A 19,631-nucleotide genomic window follows, 5' to 3' on the forward strand; every position below is an offset into this window, starting at 1 on the left:
GCGGGCCATCGGCAAATGCGAGTTCCGCTCAGGCCTCCTCAATGGGCAAGTGCCGGCGTGTCCCAGATGCGCGCCCGGTACTGGGCGGGCGGCAGCCCGAACCAGCGTTTGCAGGCGCGAAAGAAGTTGCTGCTGTCGACAAAACCGAGCATGTCGGCCACGTCGGTGAGTGTGTGGCGGTCTTCGGCCAGGTACTGCTGCGCCAGCTCGCGGCGGGTGCGGTCGAGCAGCGACTGGAAAGACACAGACTCTTCCTGCAGCCGCCGCTGCAGCGTGCGCTCCGCCAGTCCAAGGCCCGCGGCCACGTCCTGCCGGCGCGGCTCGCCATGGGGCAGGCGGCGCGCGATTTCGGCGCACACCAGGGTGCTGGTGGTGGTCTGGCCCAGGAGGTTCAGCTGCTCGTCCAGCAGGTGCTCCTGCATCTCGCCCAGGGTGGGGTGGTAGGTGGGCAGCGGCATGGACAAGTCAGCCGTTGACAGCAGCAGGCGGTTGGCCGGCGCGTTGTAGCGGATCGGGCAGCCGAAGGCCTCGCGGTGCAGGCGGTCGTCGGCTGGGGGCGGGTAGACGAACTCGAGGGCCAGCGGCTGCAGCTCGCGCCGGGTGAGCCACTGGCACTGCATGAAAACGGTGAGCAGGGCGTACTCGACGCGCTGGCGCGGAATCGGCAGGCTGCCGCCGGTGTGCTCCATCACCATCCACGAGCCGCGTGCGTCGGGCTGCATCGCGAAGGCGGTTGCGTCGGAGATCACGGCCATGTAGCGCGTGAGCCGGTTGAGCGCCTCGCTCAAGTCGGCGCTGCACGACATGGCGTGGCCCACCGTGCCGAGCTTGCTGTGCGTTGCGGCAAGGTCGCGGTGCAACCCCAGCGTCGGTTTGCCGGCACGCGCCACGGCCAGTTGCCACAGCACGGAGACTTCGTCAACCGGGATGCGAGCGTTCTGCCGGTGCAGCGAATCGGGGTCGAAGCCGGCTTCGCGCAGCAGCGAGGGCACGTCCAGGCCCTCGGCCGCAAACATCGAGAGCACGCCTTCGAGCCACGCGGCAGAGCTGGTTCGAAGTTCCGGCTGCGCTGCGCAGCCCGGCCGGCGTTGCGGGCGGCGCTGGGCATGCGGCATGGAGGCTCCTGAAGTCATTGAATTGGCTCGCTTGCGATAGCGGGGGAAACGCCGCCGGTTCCTAGAATTTTCTGGCGGATCCAGCCCGGCGGAGTATGGCGGGCGGACACCGACGGAGTCATTCCGATTAACCCGGTGTGGAGACAAACAATGAACACAGCAGAGACAAAGGAAGTCCGGGGCGCAACCCTGCAGACCGCGGCAAGAACCGCGGCGCAAGCGGTAGCGGTTACAGCCTGCATGGCGCTTTCCGCCTGCGGCGGGGGCTCCGGCGGCGGTTTCTCGTTCACCCCGACCGCTCCCGCGGCGCCGCCGCCTCCGCCCGCCGACGGGCCCATGGTGCGCACGACCACCGCCGGCAAGATCGAGGGCGTGGACGACAGCGCCAGGACGGGCACCTGGTTCTGGAAGGGCATTCCGTTCGCCCAGCCGCCGGTTGGCGCGTTGCGCTGGCGCGCGCCGGTGGAGCCCGAAGCCTGGAGCGGCATCCGCCAGGCCACGCAGTTCGGCAATTCATGTCTGCAGATTGGCCGACTCTTCAGCCCCGGCACCAACAACACCTTCGACGCCACCGTCGGCACCAACCTGGGCAAGCCGGTCGGCAGCGAGGACTGCCTGTTCGTCAACATCTGGCGCCCGGCCACCGAAGAGAAGAACCTGCCCGTGCTGCTGTTCGTGCACGGCGGCAGCAACATCTCGGGCTACACAGCCGATCCGCTGTATGACGGCGCGGCGCTGGCAAAAACCGCCAACGCGGTGGTTATCACCACCAGCTACCGCCTGGGAATCCTGGGGTTCATCAACGTGCCGCAACTGCGCCCAGGCGGCACGGCGGGCGACGATTCGGGCAACTTTGCGCTGCTGGACATCATGGCGGCGTTGCGCTTCATCCGGGGCAACGCCGCGAGCTTTGGCGGCGACGCGGGCAACGTCACGCTCTCGGGCGAGTCGGCCGGCGCCACCAACCTGCTGGCGGTCATGACCTCGCCGATGGCCAAGGGGCTGTTCCACAAGGCCTTCGAGATGAGCGGCGGCATTTCGCTTGCGAGCAACCTGCCGCCCGGCACGCTCCCCACGCTGGCTCCGGCGTCAGCCTCGCTCGCGCAGGGCCAGGCGATCCTGGAGAGACTGCTCGTCGCCGATGGCACTGTGGCCGATGCCGCCGCGGCCAAGACCTACATCGCCACCCGTACACCGACGCAAATTGCCGACTACATGCGGGCGCAGGAGGGCGGGGCACTGCTGACCAAGGTGGTTGCCGCCGGCCTGGGTTCCGTCGCACCCATTCCCGACGGCACGGTGCTGCCGGTCGACCCGATCGGCGCCATTGCGGCCGACCAGTACAACAAGGTGCCCATGCTCGCGGGCAACACGCGCGACGAGGGCAAGCTCTTCGCCTCGCTGCTGGGCACCATCGGTTTTCCGAAGCCGGGCTGGATCGTGACCGATGCGCAGCGCTTCTCGATGATGTTCAGTTTCGACCCCGACGCGCCGTCCGCGCCCACCGTGGCCGACATCATCGATGCGTCCTACCTTCCGGTAGACACGCCGGGCACGGGCTACAACGCGGCCACCGATGTCATCACCCAGGGGCTTTTCGGCGCGAGCCGCGACAACCTGCTCGACACGATGAAGACGCGCCAGTCGAACGTCTGGCACTACCGCCTCGACTGGGCGCAGGAGGCGCCGCCGTGGAACGACGTGTACGGCGCGGCGCACGCGTTCGACCTGCCGTTCGTCTTCGGCAACTTCAGCGGCTCGCTGCTCAGCAACGTGATGGGCGGCAAGGCCAACCAGCCCGGCCGGCTCGCGCTTTCCGGCGCCGTGATGGCGAGCGTGGGTGCCTTCATGCGCAGGGGCGATCCGAACACGCCCGAACTCGGCGTCACCTGGGGGACATGGCCTTCGCAGCTGCTGCTCGACGCGACGCCCACGGCCGCCAGAATCATGCCGGTGAACGCACCTTGATGAGGCGCTTCGTTCCATTCAGCAGTGCGGGTTTGTGTCATTGTGGAAGCGGCCGAAGCTTGCGTGAATCTGTGCTTTGCAAGCTTTCATGAAGTCATTTCCTTTAGGAGTCCGTAGATGCTGGGTTTGATGCAAGACCAACCGCTTTTGATCTCGTCGCTGATCGAGTTCGTCGAGCGCCACAACGGCGATGGCGAGATCGTTTCGCGTCGGGTGGAGGGCGACATTCACCGCACCACGTGGAGCGGCATCGCATCGCGTGCCCGGCAAGTGGCCAATGCGCTTGACGGCGAACAGCTGCTGTTCAGCGACCGCATCGCCACGCTGGCCTGGAACGGCTACCGCCACCTGGAGCTGTATTACGGGGTGAGCGGCAGCGGCCGCGTGCTGCACACCATCAACCCGCGCCTGCACCCCGACCAGATCGCATGGATTGCCAACCACGCCGAAGACCAGATCCTGTGCTTCGACCTGAGCTTTTTGCCGCTGGTGCAGGCGGTGCATGCCAAGTGCACCACCATCCGGAAATGGATTGCGCTTTGTGATGCCGACAAGCTTCCCGCCGACAGCGGCATTCCCAACCTCGTGAGCTACGAAGCCTGGATGGGCGCGCAACCCACCGAGTACGAATGGCCCACCTTCGACGAGAACTCGGCCTCGAGCATGTGCTACACGAGCGGCACCACTGGCAACCCCAAGGCCGCGCTCTACAGCCACCGCTCGACCATGCTGCATGCCTATGCAGCGGCCTTGCCCGATGTGATGCGCCTTTCGGCGCAGGACTCGGTGCTGCCGGTGGTGCCCATGTTCCACGTCAACGCCTGGGGTATTCCGTACTCGGCCGCGCTGGTGGGCTGCAAGGTGGTGTTCCCGGGCCCGGCACTCGACGGCAAGTCGGTGTTCGAGCTCATCGAGTCCGAAGGCGTGACCTTCGCGGCCGGCGTGCCTACCGTGTGGCAGATGATGCTCGGCCACATGCAGGCCAACAGCCTGAAGTTCAGCAAGCTCAACCGCACCGTCATCGGCGGTTCGGCCTGTCCGCCGGCGATGATCACGGCGTTTCAGGAGAAGTACAACGTCGAGGTGCTGCATGCCTGGGGCATGACCGAGATGAGCCCGCTCGGGACGCTGTGCACGCTCAAGAACAAGCACCTGTCGCTGCCGCCCGATGCGCAGCTGCAAATCCGCATGAAGCAGGGCCGCGCCATCTTCGGTGTCGACATGAAGATCGTCGACGGCAACGGCAAGGAACTGCCCTGGGACGGCAAGGCCTTTGGCGACCTGCTGGTCAAGGGACCGTGGATCGTGAAGGAGTACTTCAAGGGCGAGGGCGGCGATCCGCTCATCCGCGACGAGCAGGGCCGCGGCTGGTTCCCCACCGGCGACGTTGCCACCATCGACGCCGAGGGCTACCTGCAGATCACCGACCGCAGCAAGGACGTGATCAAGTCCGGCGGCGAGTGGATCAGCTCCATCGAAATCGAGAACATCGCCGTTGCGCATCCGGCCGTGGCCATGGCGGCCTGCATCGGCGTGTACCACCCCAAGTGGGACGAGCGGCCGATCATCGCGGTGGTCAAGAAGCCCAACGCGGAGGTCGCGCGCGAAGAGCTGCTGAAGTTCTACGAAGGCAAGACCGCCAAGTGGCAGGTGCCGGACGACGTGGTGTTCGTCGACGCCATTCCGCTCGGCGCCACCGGAAAGATCCTCAAGACCCGGCTGCGCGAAATGCTGAAGGACTACAAGCTGCCGACCGCCTGACGCACCGCCCTGAACCACCGCACTGTCGCGCACGCGATAGCAAGGCCGCTTCGGCGGCCTTCCTTCCGGGCAATCCCTGTGCGGGGAAGAAAAGGGCGCTTGTACGCTGGCATCCCGCTTCATACCCGCCATTCATCCAGGAGACTCTTCATGCAATTTGCCATCAAGTCCGTAGCTGCTTGTGCCATGCTGGTGAGCGCCGCGGCCGCGTTTGCCCAGAAGGGCGAGACGGTCAAGATCGCCTGGCTGGACCCGCTCTCGGGGCTGATGGCCGCGGTCGGCACCAACCAGCTCAAGACCACGCAGTTCCTGGCTGAAGAGTTCAACAAGAAGAATGCCTCGGGCGTGAAGTTCGAGATCATTGCCATCGACAACAAGCTGAGCCCGCAGGAGACCACCGCCGCGCTGCGCTCCGCGCAGGACCAGGGCGCGCGGTATATCACCCAAGGCAATGGCTCGGGGCCGGCGCTGGCAATCATCGACGCCATCGAGAAGAACAACGCGCGCAATCCCGGCAAGGAACTGCTCTACCTGAACTATGCGGCGGTCGACCCCGACCTCACCAACAGCAAGTGCAGCTACTGGCACTTTCGCCTGGACGCCGACACCTCCATGAAGATGGAGGCGCTGACCACCTGGATGAAGGACCAGACCGACATCAAGAAGGTCTACATCCTCGGGCAGAACTACGCGCACGGCGTGCAGGTGTCGAAATTCGCCAAGGAAAACCTCAAGACCAAGCGCCCAGACATCCAGATCGTGGGCGACGACCTGCATCCGCTTGCGCAGGTGCGCGACTTCTCGCCCTACATCGCCAAGATTAAGGCGTCGGGCGCGGACACCGTCATTACCGGCAACTGGGGCTCAGACCTGTCGCTGCTCATCAAGGCGGCGAACGACTCGGGCCTGGACGTCAAGTTCCTCACCTACTACGCATTCGGCACCGGCACACCCACGGCCATGGGCGCTACCTCGGCCGGCAAGATCTACACGGTGGCCTACGGCCACTACAACATGGGCGGCGAAATCCAGAAGCTGCTCGCCGGCTACAAGAAGAAGATGAGCGACGACCTGACGCAATCGTCGATCTATCACACGTTCGCGCTGCTCGATGCCGCCTTCGTGCAGACCAAGTCGACCGACCCGGTCAAGGTGGCGGCCGCGCTAGAGGGCATGAAGATCAAGAGCTTCAACGGCGAGGTCGAGATGCGCAAGGCCGACCACCAGCTGCAGCAGGGCCTCTACATATCGCGCTGGGAGAAGGCCAGCGCCAAGTTCCCCTATGACGCCGAAAACACCGGCTACACCAATGTTCCCGTGAAGTACTACGAGTCGTATGTGGCCAGCACGCCGACGACCTGCCAGATGAAGCGCCCTTGAGCGTCTTTGTGAACGCATTTCCTACTCGTGGGTAGAAGCCGTCTACCCGTGGGTAGCAATTGGAGAAATGCGCTGTCGCCTGTGCGATAGAAACGGGCCTTTGCGGCCACCCCCTCCGGGCATTCCCTGAGGGGAGGGGCAGTGAACGCTTGTACGCTCGTGCAAGGCTTTTTTGATTCGGTTTGACCAGGAGATATAGATCGTGAAGTTCGCTCTGAAAATCGCTACCGCAGCCATCCTTGCCGCAAGCGCCACCGGCGCTCTGGCCCAGAAGGGTGAAACCGTCAAAATCGCGTGGCTCGACCCGCTCTCGGGCCTGATGGCCGCGGTCGGCACCAACCAGCTCAAGACCTTCCAGTTCCTGGCCGAAGAATTCAACAAGAAGAATGCGGCCGGCGTGAAGTTCGAGATCATCGGCATCGACAACAAGCTCAGCCCGCAAGAGACCACCGCCGCACTGCGCTCCGCCATGGACCAGGGCGCCCGCTACGTGGTGCAGGGCAACGGCTCGGGCCCCGCGCTCGCCATCATCGACGCGCTCGAAAAGCACAACGCCCGCAACCCGGGCAAGGAAGTGCTGTACATCAACTACGCGGCGGTCGACCCCGACCTCACCAACAGCAAGTGCAGCTACTGGCACTTCCGCCTGGATGCCGACACCTCCATGAAGATGGAAGCGCTGACCACCTTCATGAAGGACCAGCCGGACATCAAGAAGGTCTACCTGATCAACCAGAACTACTCGCACGGCCAGCAGGTCTCCAAGTTCGCAAAGGACAACCTCAAGGCAAAGCGCCCCGACGTGGAAGTAGTAGGCGACGACTTGCACCCGCTCGCCCAGGTGCGCGACTTTGCGCCGTACATCGCCAAGATCAAGGCATCGGGCGCGGACACCGTCATTACCGGCAACTGGGGCTCCGACCTGGCGCTGCTCATCAAGTCGGCCAACGACTCGGGCCTGAACGTCAAGTTCTACACCTACTACGCCGTGACCAACGGCACGCCGACCGCCATGGGCGCGGCCTCGGACGGCAAGGTCTACCAAGTGGGCTACAGCCACTACAACGCGCCGGGCCCGGTGCAGCCGCTCATGAACGAGTTCAAGAAGCGCTTCAACGACGACATGTACACCACCGACATCTACACGGTGTACGCCATGCTGAGCGAAGCCTTCGTGCGCACCAAGTCGACCGAGCCCGTCAAGGTGGCGGCCGCCATGGAAGGCATGAAGTTCAAGAGCTTCAACGGCGACGTCGAGATGCGCAAGGCCGACCACCAGCTGCAGCAGGGCCTGTGGATCACGCGCTGGCAGAAGGCCGACGCCAAGAACCCGTACAGCCCTGAAAACACCGGCTACACGCTGGCACCGGTGAAGTACTACGAGGCCTATGTCTCGAGCACGCCCACGTCCTGCCAGATGAAGCGGCCCGGCAGCGCCTCGTGACCGCTTCGGTCGCCTGACCGGTCGAGGCCCGACTTCAACACTCGGGCCTCTTTCTTTTTTCACGCATCCGAAAGACCGATGAACGTCGAATTCTTCGTCATCTCGCTGCTCAACGGCGTCAGCTACGGGCTGCTGTTGTTCATGCTGAGCTCTGGCCTTACGCTGATCTTCAGCATGATGGGCGTGCTCAACTTTGCGCACGCCAGCTTCTACATGCTCGGCGCCTACATCGCCTACACGCTGTCGGGCATCATCGGCTTCTGGCCGGCGCTGTTCGTTGCGCCGCTGCTGGTGGGCCTCCTGGGCGCCGCGTTCGAGCGCTACAGCCTGCGCCGAGTGCACAAGTTCGGCCACGTGCCCGAGCTCCTGGTGACCTTCGGCCTTTCGTACCTCATCCTCGAAGTGGTGCAGCTCGCCTGGGGCCGCTCCACCGTGCCCTACGGCCTGCCGCCCCAACTGCAGGGGCCGCTCTTCTCGCTGTACGGCACCCAGTTTCCGAAGTCTCGCTCCTTCATCATGCTGGTGGCAGTGCTGATGCTCATCTCGGTGTGGCTGCTGCTCACGCGCACCCGCATCGGCCTGGTCATTCAGGCGGCGCTCAAGCACCCCGACATGGTCGAGGCACTCGGCCACAACGTGCCGCGCGTGTTCATGCTGGTGTTCGGCGGCGGCGCCGCACTCGCGGGCCTGGCGGGCGTGGTGGGCGGCAACACCTACGTGACCGAGCCGGCAATGGCTGCTTCGGTCGGCTCGATCATCTTCGTGGTGGTGGTGGTCGGCGGCATGGGGTCGCTGGCGGGGGCTTTCCTTGCATCGCTTCTCATCGGCATCATCCAGACCTTTGCGGTGGCCATGGACCAGTCGCTGGCCACGGGCCTGCGCGCCATCGGCGTCGCCGTGACAGACCAGACCTTCGGCTACGAACTGCTCAAGCTCACGATCTCGCAGGTTGCGCCGATCCTGCCGTACCTGTTCCTGGTGCTGATCCTCATCTTCAGGCCCAAGGGTCTTCTTGGAACCCGGGAGGACTGACGCCATGACCGCAGCAACCACATCCACCACCCAGAACGAGCAGGGCGCGCAGAACGAGCAGGACGCGCAGAGTACGCAAAAAATGCAGTACTACCGCTTCAAGCCCTGGAACATCGGGCGCTACCTGGTCTGGACGCTCTTCGCCATCGTGCTGATCGTCTCGCCGCTCCTGTTCAAGAGCAGCCTGGCACTCACGATGCTCTCGCAGATGGGCTATCTCATCATCATCTGCCTGAGCTACAACATCTTGCTGGGGCAGGGCGGCATGCTGAGCTTCGGCCACGCGGTCTATGTCGGCCTCGGGTCTTTCCTTGCCATTCATGCCATGAACATGGGCGGCAAGGGCGGCCTGCAGATTCCGCTGGTGCTCATCCCGCTGGTGGGCGGCCTGGCCGGCATGTTCTTCGCCGTGATCTTCGGCTTTGTGACCACCAAGAAGTCGGGCACCACCTTCGCGATGATCACCATGGGCATCGGCGAGCTCGTGGCCTCCATGGCGTTGATGTTCCCGACGTTCTTCGGCGGCGAGGGCGGCATCACCACCGACCGCGTGTACGGCCCTACCTTCTTCGGCTTCAACTTCGGTCCGCAGATCCAGGTGTACTACCTGATCGCCGCGTACTGCTTCGTTTGCACCGGGCTGATGTATGCCTTTACCGGCACGCCGCTCGGCCGCATGCTGAACGCCGTGCGCGACAACCCCGAGCGCGTGGAGTTCATCGGCTACAACACGCAGCGCGTGCGCTACTTCGCGTTCATCATCGCCGGCTTCTTCGCCGGCATCGGCGGCGGCCTCGCGTCAATCAACTTCGAGATCGTGAATGCGGCCGACAGCCTCAACGCCATCCGCTCGGGCGGCTACCTGCTGTTTACCTTCCTTGGCGGCGCGGTGTTCTTCTTCGGGCCGATCATCGGTGCGGTGCTGCTGGTGTTCGCGTCGATCCTGCTGTCCGAACTGTCGAAGGCCTGGCAGCTGTACTTCGGCCTGGTGTTCGTGTTCATGGTGATGTTCGCCCCCGGCGGCATCGCAAGCCTGGTGATGATGAACCTGCGCGTTGCCAAGTTCGGCAAGTTCGACCGCTTCTGGCTGCTGTATCTCGCGCTTGCGGTGGCGCTGGTGCCGGTGGTCGTCGGGGCCGCGGCGCTCATCGAAATGATCTACCACATCCAGCTGAACGCAGCGATGGGGCCGACGCTGAACTTCTTCGGCGTGGCGCTCGACACCTCGGGTGTGGGCAGTTGGCTCGGCGCCCTGGCGATCCTGGCGGTGGGCCTGGGTGCGCTGGAGGTGGCGCGGCGCCGCTTCGTGCGAGTCTGGGGGCGTGCGCAGGAAGAAATCGAAGCAGAAATCAAGCGTCGGGAGGCGGCGTAATGAGCGCGCAGCATGCACTGGAACTGAAGTCGCTGCGCAAGAATTTCGGCAAGACCGAGATCATCCGCGGCGTGGACCTGGCGGTGAACGCCGGCGAGCGCGTGGCCATCATCGGCCCGAACGGAGCGGGCAAGTCGACGCTCTTCAACCTCATCAGCGGCCGCCTTGCGCCCACCAGCGGCGAAGTGCTGCTGAACGGCGAGCGGATCGACGGCAAGAAGCCTTACGAGATCAACCGGCTGGGCCTTTCGCGCAGCTTCCAGATCACCAACATCTTCCCGAAGCTGAGCGTGTTCGAGAACCTGCGCTGCGGCGTGCTGTGGAGCCTGGGCTACAAGTACACCTTCCTGCGCTTTCTCTCCAACCTCGACGATGCCAATGCGCGCACCGAGGAACTCATCAAGCAGATCGGGCTGCAGCGCAAGCGCGACGTGCAGGCGGTAAACCTCACCTACGCCGAACAGCGCGCACTTGAAATCGGCGTAACCATTGCCGGCGGCGCCAACGTCATTCTGCTGGACGAGCCCACGGCGGGTATGAGCAAGACCGAGACCTCGCATTTCATCTCGCTCATCAAGCACGTCACCGTCGGCAAGACGCTGCTGACGGTGGAGCACGACATGGGCGTGGTCTTCGGCCTTGCCGACAAGATTGCGGTGGTGGTGTACGGCGAAGTCATCGCCTTCGACACGCCCGCTGCCGTTCGCGCCAATGCGCGCGTGCAAGAGGCTTACCTTGGCTCGGCGGTAGCCGATGCACAAAGCCAGGGCCAGGGACACTGACACATGCTGAAGCTTCACGACATTCACGCCTACTACGGCAAGAGCCATGTGTTGCATGGCGTTTCATTCGAGGTTGGCGCCGGCGAAATCGTTGCGCTGCTGGGGCGCAACGGCTCTGGCCGCTCGACCACCGCCAAGGCCATCATGGGCCTGGTGCATGCCGAAGGCACGCTGCGCTGGAAGGACCAGGACGTCCTTCGCAAGAAGGCCTACGAAGTTGCGCACCTGGGCATCGGCTACGTGCCCGAGAACCGCGACATCTTTCCCAAGCTCACGGTGCACCAGAACCTGCTGCTCGGCCAAAAGGGCTCGGGCAAGGGCAGCCGCTGGTCTTTCGACGACATGTACGGCATGTTCCCGCGCCTGAAGGAGCGGCAGCACACCGAGGCCGGCGTGCTCTCGGGCGGCGAGCAGCAGATGCTCACGCTGTGCCGCACGCTCATGGGCGACCCCGACCTCATCATCATCGACGAGCCGACCGAAGGCCTTGCGCCGAAGATCGTCGAGCTGGTGGGGCAGTACCTGAAGACGCTCAAGGACAAGGGTATTTCGGTGCTGCTGATCGAGCAGAAGCTCACTATTGCAATGCAGATCTCCGACCGTGCGCTGGTCATGGGCCACGGCAGCATCGTGTTCGACGGAACGCCCGACAGCCTGCGCGCGGACGCCACCACTCGCAAAGAGTGGCTCGAGGTCTGAAGAAGCCCTCCGAGGATCCGGGCCGCGCCCCGGATCCTCTTGTCCCAACAGCGACTGCGTGCCATTGTTGAGCCACGCGAAACGCCTAGAATCCTTCGAAAAAGAACACTCGTGCTTTTTCTTCTTTTTCTTCACACACCAAGGAACGCAGCATGACGGCTGAATACAAAGTGCTCGGCGATGTCGCCGTGATCACACTGACCAACCCGCCGGTCAACGGTCTCGGTTTCTCGACCCGCATCGGCATCACCGATGGCCTGTCGAAGGCCAACGCCGACGACGCCGTCAAGGCCATCGTCATCACCGGCGCCGGCAAGGCGTTCTCGGGCGGGGCGGACATCAAGGAGTTCGGCACGCCCAAGGCGCTGCAAGAGCCCAATCTGCTGAGCGTGATCCTTTCGCTCGAGGCTTCGCCCAAGCCCATCGTCGCGGCCATTCATTCGGTGTGCATGGGCGGCGGCCTCGAGCTCGCGCTGGGTTGCCACTACCGCGTGGCGGCTCCCGGCACCAGCATTGCGCTGCCTGAGGTCAAGCTCGGCCTCATTCCGGGCGCCGGCGGCACGCAGCGCCTGCCGCGCGTCCTGGGCGTGGAAACCGCGCTCAACATGATCGTGAGCGGCGAGCCGGTCAAGAGCGAGCTGCTCGCCAGCCTCCCGGGCCAGAAGCTGTTCGACAGGCTCGCGGCCTCGCCCGAATCGGTGTTCGAAGAAGCCGTGGCGTTTGCCAAGAGCGTGGCCGGCAAGACCGGCGACGCATTGCCGCTGGTGCGCAACCTGCCGTGCAAGCATCCGCAGGGCGATGCCTACTTCCAGTTCGCCAAGAACATGGTGGGCGGCATGTCGAAGAACTACCCCGCGCCGCTGCAGTGCGTGGAGGCCGTGCAGGCCGCCACCAAGATGAAGTTCGACGCCGGCATGGCTGAAGAGCGCCGCATCTTCACTTCGCTGATGTTCACGCCCGAGTCGCTCGCGCTGCGCCACCTGTTCATGGCCGAGCGCGCGGCCTCCAAGATTCCCGACGTGGCCGACGACACGCCCAAGCGCGAGATCAAGTCGGTCGGTGTGATCGGCGCCGGCACCATGGGCGGCGGCATTTCGATGAACTTCCTGAACGCGGGCATCCCGGTCAAGATTCTCGAGATGAAGCAGGAAGCGCTCGACCGCGGCATTGCCACCATCAAGAAAAACTACGAATCGCAGATCAAGAAGGGCAAGCTCAAGCAGGACAAGTACGAGCAGCGCATGGCGCTTTTGACCACCACGCTGAGCTACGACGACCTGAAGGACGCCGACCTGATCATCGAAGCCGTGTTCGAGGAACTCGGCGTGAAGGAGAAGGTGTTCAAGGAGATCGACCGCGTCGCCAAGAAGGGCGCCATCCTGGCTTCGAATACTTCCACGCTCGACGTCGACAAGATCGCATCGTTCACCGAGCGTCCGCAGGACGTGGTCGGCATGCACTTCTTCAGCCCCGCCAACGTGATGAAGCTGCTCGAAGTGGTGCGCGGCAAGCAAACGGGCAAGGATGTTCTGGCCACCGTCATGGACATCGGCAAGAAGATCAAGAAGACCGCCGTGGTCTCGGGCGTGTGCGACGGCTTCATTGGCAACCGCATGATCGAGCAGTACTCGCGCCAGGCGGGCTTTTTGCTCGACGAGGGCGCCACGCCGCAGCAGGTCGACAAGGCCATCGAGAAGTTCGGCTTTGCCATGGGCCCGTTCCGCATGGGCGACCTGGCCGGCAACGACATCGGCTGGGCCATTCGCAAGCGCCGCGCCGTGGAGCATCCGAACATGAAGTACAGCCGCACGGCCGACAAGCTGTGCGAACTGGGCCGCTTCGGCCAGAAGACTGGGGCAGGGTGGTACGACTACCAGGCTGGCAAGCGCGATGCGATTCCTTCGGACCTCGTCAACAAGATGATCGAAGACCATCGCAAGGAATTGGGCATCACGCCGCGCAAGATTTCGGACGAAGAGATCGTGCAGCGCCTGGTGTATGCGCTGGTCAACGAAGGCGCGCACATCCTCGAGGACGGCATCGCCTCGAAGGCGGGCGACATCGACATGGTGTACCTCACCGGCTACGGCTTCCCGATCTGGCGCGGCGGCCCGATGCACTACGCATCGCAAGTCGGCCTCTATAACGTGGCCGAAACCATGAAGCGCTTTGCCAAGAACCCGCGCGACGACGCCGAGTTCTGGCAGCCAGCGCCGCTGATTCAGAAGCTGGTCGCCGAAGGCAAGTCCTTCAGCTGATGCGGGAAGCCTGACCGCCCATGTTGAAACGCATCCTTGCCGGATTGCTGCTGGTACTCGTGGTGCTGGTGGCAGCCGTGGCGGTCAAGACCTGGCGCACGCCGTCGCAGCAACTGGCGGTAGCGCCCGCTCCCAAGCTCGAGATCGACGTGCAGGCCGCCGCCAAGCGGCTGGCCGGCGCAATTCCGATCCGCACCGTTTCCAGCCTTGACGATCCGGCCGCCAACCTGGCCGAGTTCGACAAGCTGCACGCCTACCTGGAGCAGCAGTTTCCCAAGGTCCACGCCACCCTGAAGAAGGAAGTGGTGGGCCAGAAGGCGCTGCTGTACACATGGGCCGGCACCGACGCGGCGGCCAAGCCCATCGCGCTGATGGCGCACCAGGACATGGTGCCCATTGCCCCCGGCACCGAGAAGGCCTGGACGGTCGATCCCTTCGCCGGCGAGATCAAGGACGGCTTCGTCTGGGGCCGCGGCACGCTCGACAACAAGAGCAACCTGTTCGCGCAGATGGAAGCCATCGAGCTGCTGATCGGCAGTGGCTTCAAGCCCAGGCAGACCGTCTACCTCGTGATGGGCGACGACGAAGAGGTGAGCGGCCTGCGAGGCGCGCTGCCCATCGCCGAGCTGCTCAAGTCGCGCAACGTGCGGCTCGATTGGGTGCTCGACGAAGGCTTGCTGATTCTCGATGGCGTGCTGCCCGGCCTTTCGAAGCCTGCCGCGCTCATCGGCCTGGCTGAAAAGGGCTACGGCACCTTCTTTCTTTCGCTCGACACAGCGCCGGGCCATTCGTCGATGCCGCCGCAGCGCAGCGCCATCGGCAGCATGAGCGCTGCGCTCGCCCGGCTCGAAGCCAACCCGATGCCCGGCGCCATCCAGGGCGTGGCGGCGCAGATGTTCGGTGCCCTTGCGCCCGAAATGGGCGGCGTCAACCGCGTAATGCTTTCCAACCTGTGGCTCACCGAGCCGCTGGTGCGCAGCCAGCTCCAGAAGAGCCCAAGCAGCAACGCGATGCTGCGCACGACCACGGCGCTCACCATCGTCCGCGCCGGCAACAAGGACAACGTGCTGCCCGGCCGCGCCGAGGCGGCGGTCAACTTCCGCATCCTGCCGGGCGACACCATCGACAGCGTGGAAGCGCACCTGCGCAAGGCGCTCGGCAACGACGAGATCAAGATCAAGCGCTACCCGGGCAACTCCGAGCCTTCGCCCGTGTCGCCGACCGACAGCACCGGCTACCGCGCCATCCAGCAGGCGGTGCGCCAGTCGTTCCCCGACGTGGTGGTGGCCCCCGGCCTCATGACGGCCGCCACCGATTCGCGCCACTTCAGCCTGGTGAGCGACGCCGTCTACCGCTTTTCGCCGTTCCGCATGAAGAGCGAAGACCTCGCGCGCTTCCACGGCAACAACGAACGGCTGGCCGTCTCCAACTACGGCGAGATGATCGGCTTCTATCACCAGCTCCTGCGCAACACCAACGCTGCGCCGGCGCAATGACGACAACCACCTCTTTTCCCTTCCATCTTCAAAGGACCTCACCATGACCAGCGCCGTCATCGTTTCCACTGCCCGCACGCCGCTCGCCAAGAGCTGGAAGGGTGCCTTCAACATGACGCACGGCGCCACGCTCGGCGGCCACGCGGTGCAGCACGCCATCTCGCGCGCAGGCATCGAAGCCGCCGAAGTCGACGACGTGATCATGGGCTGCGCAACGCCCGAAGGCGCTACAGGCTCCAACATCGCGCGCCAGATCGCGCTGCGCGCCGGCTGCCCCGTGACCACCTCGGGCATGACCATCAACCGCTTCTGCTCGTCGGGCCTGCAGACCATTGCCACCGCCGCACAGCGCATCATTGCGGGTGAGGGCGACGTGTACGTGGCCGGCGGCGTCGAGAGCATTTCGTGCGTGCAGAACGAAGCCAACAAGCACATGCTGGCCGACCCTTGGCTGGTAAAGCACAAGCCCGAGATCTACTGGAACATGCTGCAGACGGCCGAACAGGTCGCCAAGCGCTACAACATCGGCCGCGACGCGATGGACGAATACGGCGCCGCCAGCCAGCAGAAGGCCACCGCCGCGCTCGAAGCCGGCCGCTTCAAGGACGAGATCGCCCCCATCACCGTGCTGGCCGGCGTGGCCGACCCCGTGATGGGCCTGCGCACCAAGGAAGTCACGGTCGAGAACGACGAAGGCATTCGCCCCGGCACCACCAAGGAGGGCATCAGCGGCATTCGTTCGGCACTGCCTGGCGGCCTCATCTCGGCGGGCAACGCCAGCCAGTTTTCCGACGGCGGCGGCGCCTGCGTGGTGGTCGACGAGAAGTACGCCCAGCAGAAGGGACTCAAGCCGCTCGGCCGCTTTCTCGGCTTTGCCGTTGCTGGCTGCGAACCCGACGAAATGGGCATCGGCCCGGTCTTCGCCATCCCGAAGGTGCTCAAGCGCCTGGGCCTCACGGTCAACGACATCGACCTGTGGGAGCTGAACGAAGCCTTCGCAGTGCAGGTGATCTACTGCCGCGACAAGCTCGGCATTCCGGGCGACCGCCTGAACGTGGACGGCGGCGCCATCGCCGTGGGCCACCCCTACGGCGTGAGCGGCCAGCGCCTCACGGGCCACGCGCTCATCGAAGGCAAGCGACGCGGCGCGAAGAAGGTGCTGGTCACCATGTGCATCGGCGGCGGCATGGGCGCTGCGGGCGTGTTTGAAATCATCTGACTCTCCCCAGTCTGCGGCGCACTTCGTGTGGCGTCCGCCAACCCCCTTCCGGGGGCAACACCAGCGGACCGGCAGAGCCGGTTCCGCGGTGTTCCACGAACGGGCCTGGCTTCGCCGGCCGACGAGCGCTACCGATCGAAGTCTGTAGCCTCAACACCGAGATCCGATCATGAGCCTGCGTCCCACCCTCGACTTCCTGCTCTACGACTGGCTCGACGCGGAATCGCTGAGCCAGCGCGAGCGCTTTTCAGACCACTCGCGTGAAACCTTCGACGCGGTGCTCGACACCTGCGAACGCATCGCGCGCGAAAAGTACGCGCCGGCCAATCGCATCGTCGACACGCAAGAGCCGCACTTCGACGGCGAGAAGGTCGTCTTGCCGCAGGCCACGCACGATGCGCACAAGGCCTTCGTCGAATCCGGAATGATGAGCGCGGCGCAGGACTACGACATCGGCGGCATGCAGCTGCCCTACACGCTGCAGGCCGCGGCCAACAGTTTCTTCGCGATGGCGTCGGTGAGCATCGGCTCCAACATGCTGACCAGCGGCAACGCCAACCTGCTGATGGTGCACGGCACCGAGATGCAGAAAGAGGTGTTCGCCAAGAACGAATTTTCGGGCCGCTGGGCGGGCACCATGTGCCTGTCGGAGCCGCAGGCCGGCTCTTCGCTGAGCGACGTGGCCACGCGCGCTGTGCCCGACGGCGACGATTACCAGAACGATCCGCTCGGGCCACGCTTTCGGCTCACGGGCAACAAGATGTGGATCTCGGCGGGCGACCACGAGCTGACCGAGAACATCGTGCATATCGTGCTTGCCAAGATTCCGGATGCCAACGGCAAGCTGGTGCCGGGCACGCGCGGCATCTCGCTGTTCATCGTGCCCAAGCGCATGGTCGACACGAACGGCGAGCTGACTGGCGAGCGCAACGACGTCGCCTTGGCCGGCCTCAACCACAAGCTGGGCTGGCGCGGCACCACCAACACGCTGCTGAACTTCGGCGAGGGCAAGTACCCGGTCGGCGGCAAGGCGGGTGCGGTGGGCTACCTGGTCGGCGAGCCCGGCAAGGGCCTGCACTGCATGTTCCACATGATGAACGAGGCGCGCATCGGCGTCGGCACCGCGGCCACCATGCTCGGCATGGCCGGCTATTACGCGTCGCTCGAGTATGCGAAGACCCGGCCGCAGGGCCGGCTCGTGAAAAAAGCCGAACAGCCCGGCACCGCAGTCGCAAAAGATTCGGCCAGCCCGCAGGTCCGCATCATCGAGCACGCCGACGTGCGCCGCATGCTGCTCGCGCAGAAGGCGTACTGCGAAGGCGCCCTGGCGCTGGAGCTGTATTGCGCCCGTCTTGTCGATGAGCAGAAGACCGGTGGCGCGCAGGCTGCGGACGACGCGCGCCTCTTGCTCGAGGTGCTCACACCCATTGCCAAGAGCTGGCCCAGCGAATGGTGCCTCGAAGCCAACTCGCTGGCCATTCAGGTGCACGGTGGCTACGGCTATACGCGCGATTTTCCGGTGGAGCAGTACTGGCGCGACAACCGCCTGAACATGATCCACGAGGGCACGCACGGCATCCAGGCGGCCGACCTGCTGGGGCGCAAGGTGCTGATGGAAAAAGGCCGGGGCCTGCAGCTGCTGGCCGGCCGCATCACCGACACCATCAGCCGCGCGGCCGAGGTGCCGGCGCTTGCGGCACACGCCAGGACATTGAAGGTGGCCCTGCAGCGCATAGCCAGCGCGACCGAAGCCGCGTGGTCCACCGGCGACCCGGCCGATGCGTTGGCCAACGCCGTGCCATACATGCAGGCGTTCGGCCACACCGTGCTGGCCTGGATCTGGCTGGACGTGGCGCAGCGGGCACTCGAAATCGACGCGCAAAAGGCGAGGGCGGTAACAGCTGGCAAGATTGGAGCCACGGACTATTTCTTCCACTACGAGCTGCCGAAAATCGGCGCCTGGCTCAACGTGGTCGAAAGCCGCGATCCCACCTGTACAGCATTGCCAGAGGAAGCTTTTTGAAGATGGCCAACGCCGCCCCCAACAACAACACCCCCAATCCCGCCAAGCCACCCAAGCCGCACGCGCGGCTCGAGAAGTGGATCTGGATCCTGATCTACGGCGGCCTGTTTGTCGTGATCCTGGGCATTGCCACAGGCCGCACAGAGCCCGCGCTCGGCTGGTCGATGGCCGTGCCCGGCGCGGTGGTTGCGCTCGTGGGCGTGGTGCTCATTTATGTGCGATCGCGGCTGGGTGACAAGTAGCAGCCATCACAACTGAATATCTGAAAACCGGAGACACCCAATGACCCCTCGCACCACCAAGCAGCTGTTCGACCTTACCGGCAAGACCGCCCTCATTACCGGCGGCTCGCGCGGCCTTGGCCTGCAGATGGCGCATGCGCTGGGCGAGGCGGGCGCGAAAGTCATGCTCAGCTCCCGCAAGGCCGAAGACCTGGAGCAGGCCGCGGCCGAGCTGCAATCCGCCGGCATCGACGCGCGCTGGATCGCCGCCGACTGCTCCAAGGAAGAAGACACGCGCCGCCTGGCCGATGAAACGCTGCAGCGCATGGGCGCCATCGACATCCTCGTGAACAACGCGGGTGCCAGCTGGGGCGCGCCGGCCGAGAGCCATCCGGTCGAGGCATGGGACAAGGTGATGAACCTCAACGTGCGCGGCTATTTCATCCTGTCGCAGCATGTCGCCAACGGCTACATGATTCCCAAGAAGACGGGCCGCATCATCAACATTGCATCCATCGCAGGCCTGAACGGCAACCCGCCCGAGATGCAGACGCTGGCCTACAACACCTCGAAGACAGCGGTGATCGGCTTCACGCGCACGTTGGCCGCCGAATGGGGCAAGTACAACATCAACGTGAACGCGATCTGCCCAGGCTTCTTCATGACGAAGATGGCCGCCGGCCTGATCAAGTCGCTGGGCGAGGAAAAGATGGCCTCGCATGCGCCGCTAGGCCGCCTGGGCGACGAAGAAGACCTGAAGGGCCTGACGCTGCTGTACGCAAGCGATGCCGGCAAGCACATCACGGGGCAGTGGCTCGCGGTGGACGGCGGTGTGAGCGTGGTGCTTGGCGCGTAACCTTG

15 protein-coding genes are annotated in these 19,631 nt (G+C 64.6%); 14 read left to right on the forward strand and 1 reads right to left on the reverse strand.

The features are described from left to right. Window positions 1–38 precede the first annotated feature (38 nt). Window positions 39–1,115, reverse strand: coding sequence for an AraC family transcriptional regulator (locus tag GOQ09_RS12995; RefSeq protein WP_157613781.1), 1,077 nt, complete (start codon window positions 1,113–1,115; stop codon window positions 39–41). Between the two features lie 150 nt (window positions 1,116–1,265). Between GOQ09_RS12995 and GOQ09_RS13000 the strand changes: the two genes are divergently transcribed. The 14 genes from GOQ09_RS13000 (at window position 1,266) to GOQ09_RS13065 (ending at window position 19,626) form a co-directional block, all read left to right on the forward strand. Continuing rightward, complete coding sequence (locus GOQ09_RS13000; RefSeq protein ID WP_157613782.1) at window positions 1,266–3,083, forward strand: carboxylesterase/lipase family protein; 1,818 nt, start codon at window positions 1,266–1,268, stop codon at window positions 3,081–3,083. 117 nt (window positions 3,084–3,200) lie between these two features. Then, window positions 3,201–4,844, forward strand: coding sequence for a 3-(methylthio)propionyl-CoA ligase (locus GOQ09_RS13005; RefSeq protein WP_157613783.1), 1,644 nt, complete (start codon window positions 3,201–3,203; stop codon window positions 4,842–4,844). Window positions 4,845–4,994: 150 nt separating this feature from the next. Further along, window positions 4,995–6,224 (forward strand): branched-chain amino acid ABC transporter substrate-binding protein, encoded by a 1,230-nt coding sequence (locus GOQ09_RS13010; protein WP_157613784.1) that lies wholly within the window; start codon window positions 4,995–4,997, stop codon window positions 6,222–6,224. A 202-nt stretch (window positions 6,225–6,426) separates the two neighbouring features. After that, on the forward strand, window positions 6,427–7,668 hold the full coding sequence (locus GOQ09_RS13015; protein ID WP_157613785.1) for a branched-chain amino acid ABC transporter substrate-binding protein: 1,242 nt from the start codon (window positions 6,427–6,429) through the stop codon (window positions 7,666–7,668). Between the two features lie 78 nt (window positions 7,669–7,746). Next, on the forward strand, window positions 7,747–8,700 hold the full coding sequence (locus GOQ09_RS13020) for a branched-chain amino acid ABC transporter permease (protein WP_126746376.1): 954 nt from the start codon (window positions 7,747–7,749) through the stop codon (window positions 8,698–8,700). 82 nt (window positions 8,701–8,782) lie between these two features. Next, on the forward strand, window positions 8,783–10,072 hold the full coding sequence (locus GOQ09_RS13025) for a branched-chain amino acid ABC transporter permease (protein WP_157616688.1): 1,290 nt from the start codon (window positions 8,783–8,785) through the stop codon (window positions 10,070–10,072). Next, on the forward strand, window positions 10,072–10,854 hold the full coding sequence (locus GOQ09_RS13030) for an ABC transporter ATP-binding protein (RefSeq protein ID WP_126746375.1): 783 nt from the start codon (window positions 10,072–10,074) through the stop codon (window positions 10,852–10,854). The genes GOQ09_RS13025 and GOQ09_RS13030 overlap by 1 nt, the downstream gene beginning before the upstream one ends. A 3-nt stretch (window positions 10,855–10,857) precedes the next feature. Next, the gene (locus GOQ09_RS13035) at window positions 10,858–11,553 is read left to right on the forward strand and encodes an ABC transporter ATP-binding protein (RefSeq protein WP_157613786.1); all 696 of its coding nucleotides are present in this window, start codon (window positions 10,858–10,860) and stop codon (window positions 11,551–11,553) included. Window positions 11,554–11,705: 152 nt separating this feature from the next. Then, window positions 11,706–13,811: a 3-hydroxyacyl-CoA dehydrogenase NAD-binding domain-containing protein gene (locus tag GOQ09_RS13040; RefSeq protein WP_157613787.1), complete on the forward strand. Its 2,106-nt coding sequence runs from the start codon at window positions 11,706–11,708 to the stop codon at window positions 13,809–13,811. A 20-nt stretch (window positions 13,812–13,831) separates the two neighbouring features. After that, window positions 13,832–15,307, forward strand: a complete 1,476-nt coding sequence (locus tag GOQ09_RS13045) for a M20 family peptidase (RefSeq protein ID WP_157613788.1) — start codon at window positions 13,832–13,834, stop codon at window positions 15,305–15,307. Between the two features lie 43 nt (window positions 15,308–15,350). Next, a complete protein-coding gene (locus GOQ09_RS13050) occupies window positions 15,351–16,526 on the forward strand; it encodes an acetyl-CoA C-acyltransferase (RefSeq protein WP_157613789.1) in 1,176 nt (391 codons plus the stop codon). Window positions 16,527–16,695: 169 nt separating this feature from the next. Beyond that, a complete protein-coding gene (locus GOQ09_RS13055; protein ID WP_157613790.1) occupies window positions 16,696–18,549 on the forward strand; it encodes an acyl-CoA dehydrogenase in 1,854 nt (617 codons plus the stop codon). Between the two features lie 2 nt (window positions 18,550–18,551). Next, window positions 18,552–18,791 carry a hypothetical protein gene (locus GOQ09_RS13060; protein ID WP_157613791.1) on the forward strand — a complete coding sequence of 80 codons (240 nt, stop codon included), beginning with the start codon at window positions 18,552–18,554 and terminating at the stop codon, window positions 18,789–18,791. A gap of 40 nt (window positions 18,792–18,831) precedes the next feature. Then, complete coding sequence (locus GOQ09_RS13065) at window positions 18,832–19,626, forward strand: SDR family oxidoreductase (protein ID WP_157613792.1); 795 nt, start codon at window positions 18,832–18,834, stop codon at window positions 19,624–19,626. Window positions 19,627–19,631 lie beyond the last annotated feature (5 nt).

The sequence above is a fragment of the Variovorax paradoxus genome (genome assembly GCF_009755665.1).
GTDB lineage: Bacteria > Pseudomonadota > Gammaproteobacteria > Burkholderiales > Burkholderiaceae_C > Variovorax > Variovorax paradoxus_G.

What these genes read in the sequence shown, in the direction of transcription:
- GOQ09_RS13025 (WP_157616688.1), top strand. Translation starts at nt 8,783, where the DNA reads ATGCAGTACTACCGCTTCAAGCCCTGGAACATCGGGCGCTACCTGGTC.
- GOQ09_RS13010 (WP_157613784.1), top strand. Translation starts at nt 4,995, where the DNA reads ATGCAATTTGCCATCAAGTCCGTAGCTGCTTGTGCCATGCTGGTGAGC.
- GOQ09_RS13020 (WP_126746376.1), top strand. Translation starts at nt 7,747, where the DNA reads ATGAACGTCGAATTCTTCGTCATCTCGCTGCTCAACGGCGTCAGCTAC.
- GOQ09_RS13065 (WP_157613792.1), top strand. Translation starts at nt 18,832, where the DNA reads ATGACCCCTCGCACCACCAAGCAGCTGTTCGACCTTACCGGCAAGACC.
- GOQ09_RS13000 (WP_157613782.1), top strand. Translation starts at nt 1,266, where the DNA reads ATGAACACAGCAGAGACAAAGGAAGTCCGGGGCGCAACCCTGCAGACC.
- GOQ09_RS13060 (WP_157613791.1), top strand. Translation starts at nt 18,552, where the DNA reads ATGGCCAACGCCGCCCCCAACAACAACACCCCCAATCCCGCCAAGCCA.
- GOQ09_RS13050 (WP_157613789.1), top strand. Translation starts at nt 15,351, where the DNA reads ATGACCAGCGCCGTCATCGTTTCCACTGCCCGCACGCCGCTCGCCAAG.
- GOQ09_RS13035 (WP_157613786.1), top strand. Translation starts at nt 10,858, where the DNA reads ATGCTGAAGCTTCACGACATTCACGCCTACTACGGCAAGAGCCATGTG.
- GOQ09_RS13045 (WP_157613788.1), top strand. Translation starts at nt 13,832, where the DNA reads ATGTTGAAACGCATCCTTGCCGGATTGCTGCTGGTACTCGTGGTGCTG.
- GOQ09_RS12995 (WP_157613781.1), bottom strand. Translation starts at nt 1,115, where the DNA reads ATGCCGCATGCCCAGCGCCGCCCGCAACGCCGGCCGGGCTGCGCAGCG.
- GOQ09_RS13005 (WP_157613783.1), top strand. Translation starts at nt 3,201, where the DNA reads ATGCTGGGTTTGATGCAAGACCAACCGCTTTTGATCTCGTCGCTGATC.
- GOQ09_RS13055 (WP_157613790.1), top strand. Translation starts at nt 16,696, where the DNA reads ATGAGCCTGCGTCCCACCCTCGACTTCCTGCTCTACGACTGGCTCGAC.
- GOQ09_RS13040 (WP_157613787.1), top strand. Translation starts at nt 11,706, where the DNA reads ATGACGGCTGAATACAAAGTGCTCGGCGATGTCGCCGTGATCACACTG.
- GOQ09_RS13030 (WP_126746375.1), top strand. Translation starts at nt 10,072, where the DNA reads ATGAGCGCGCAGCATGCACTGGAACTGAAGTCGCTGCGCAAGAATTTC.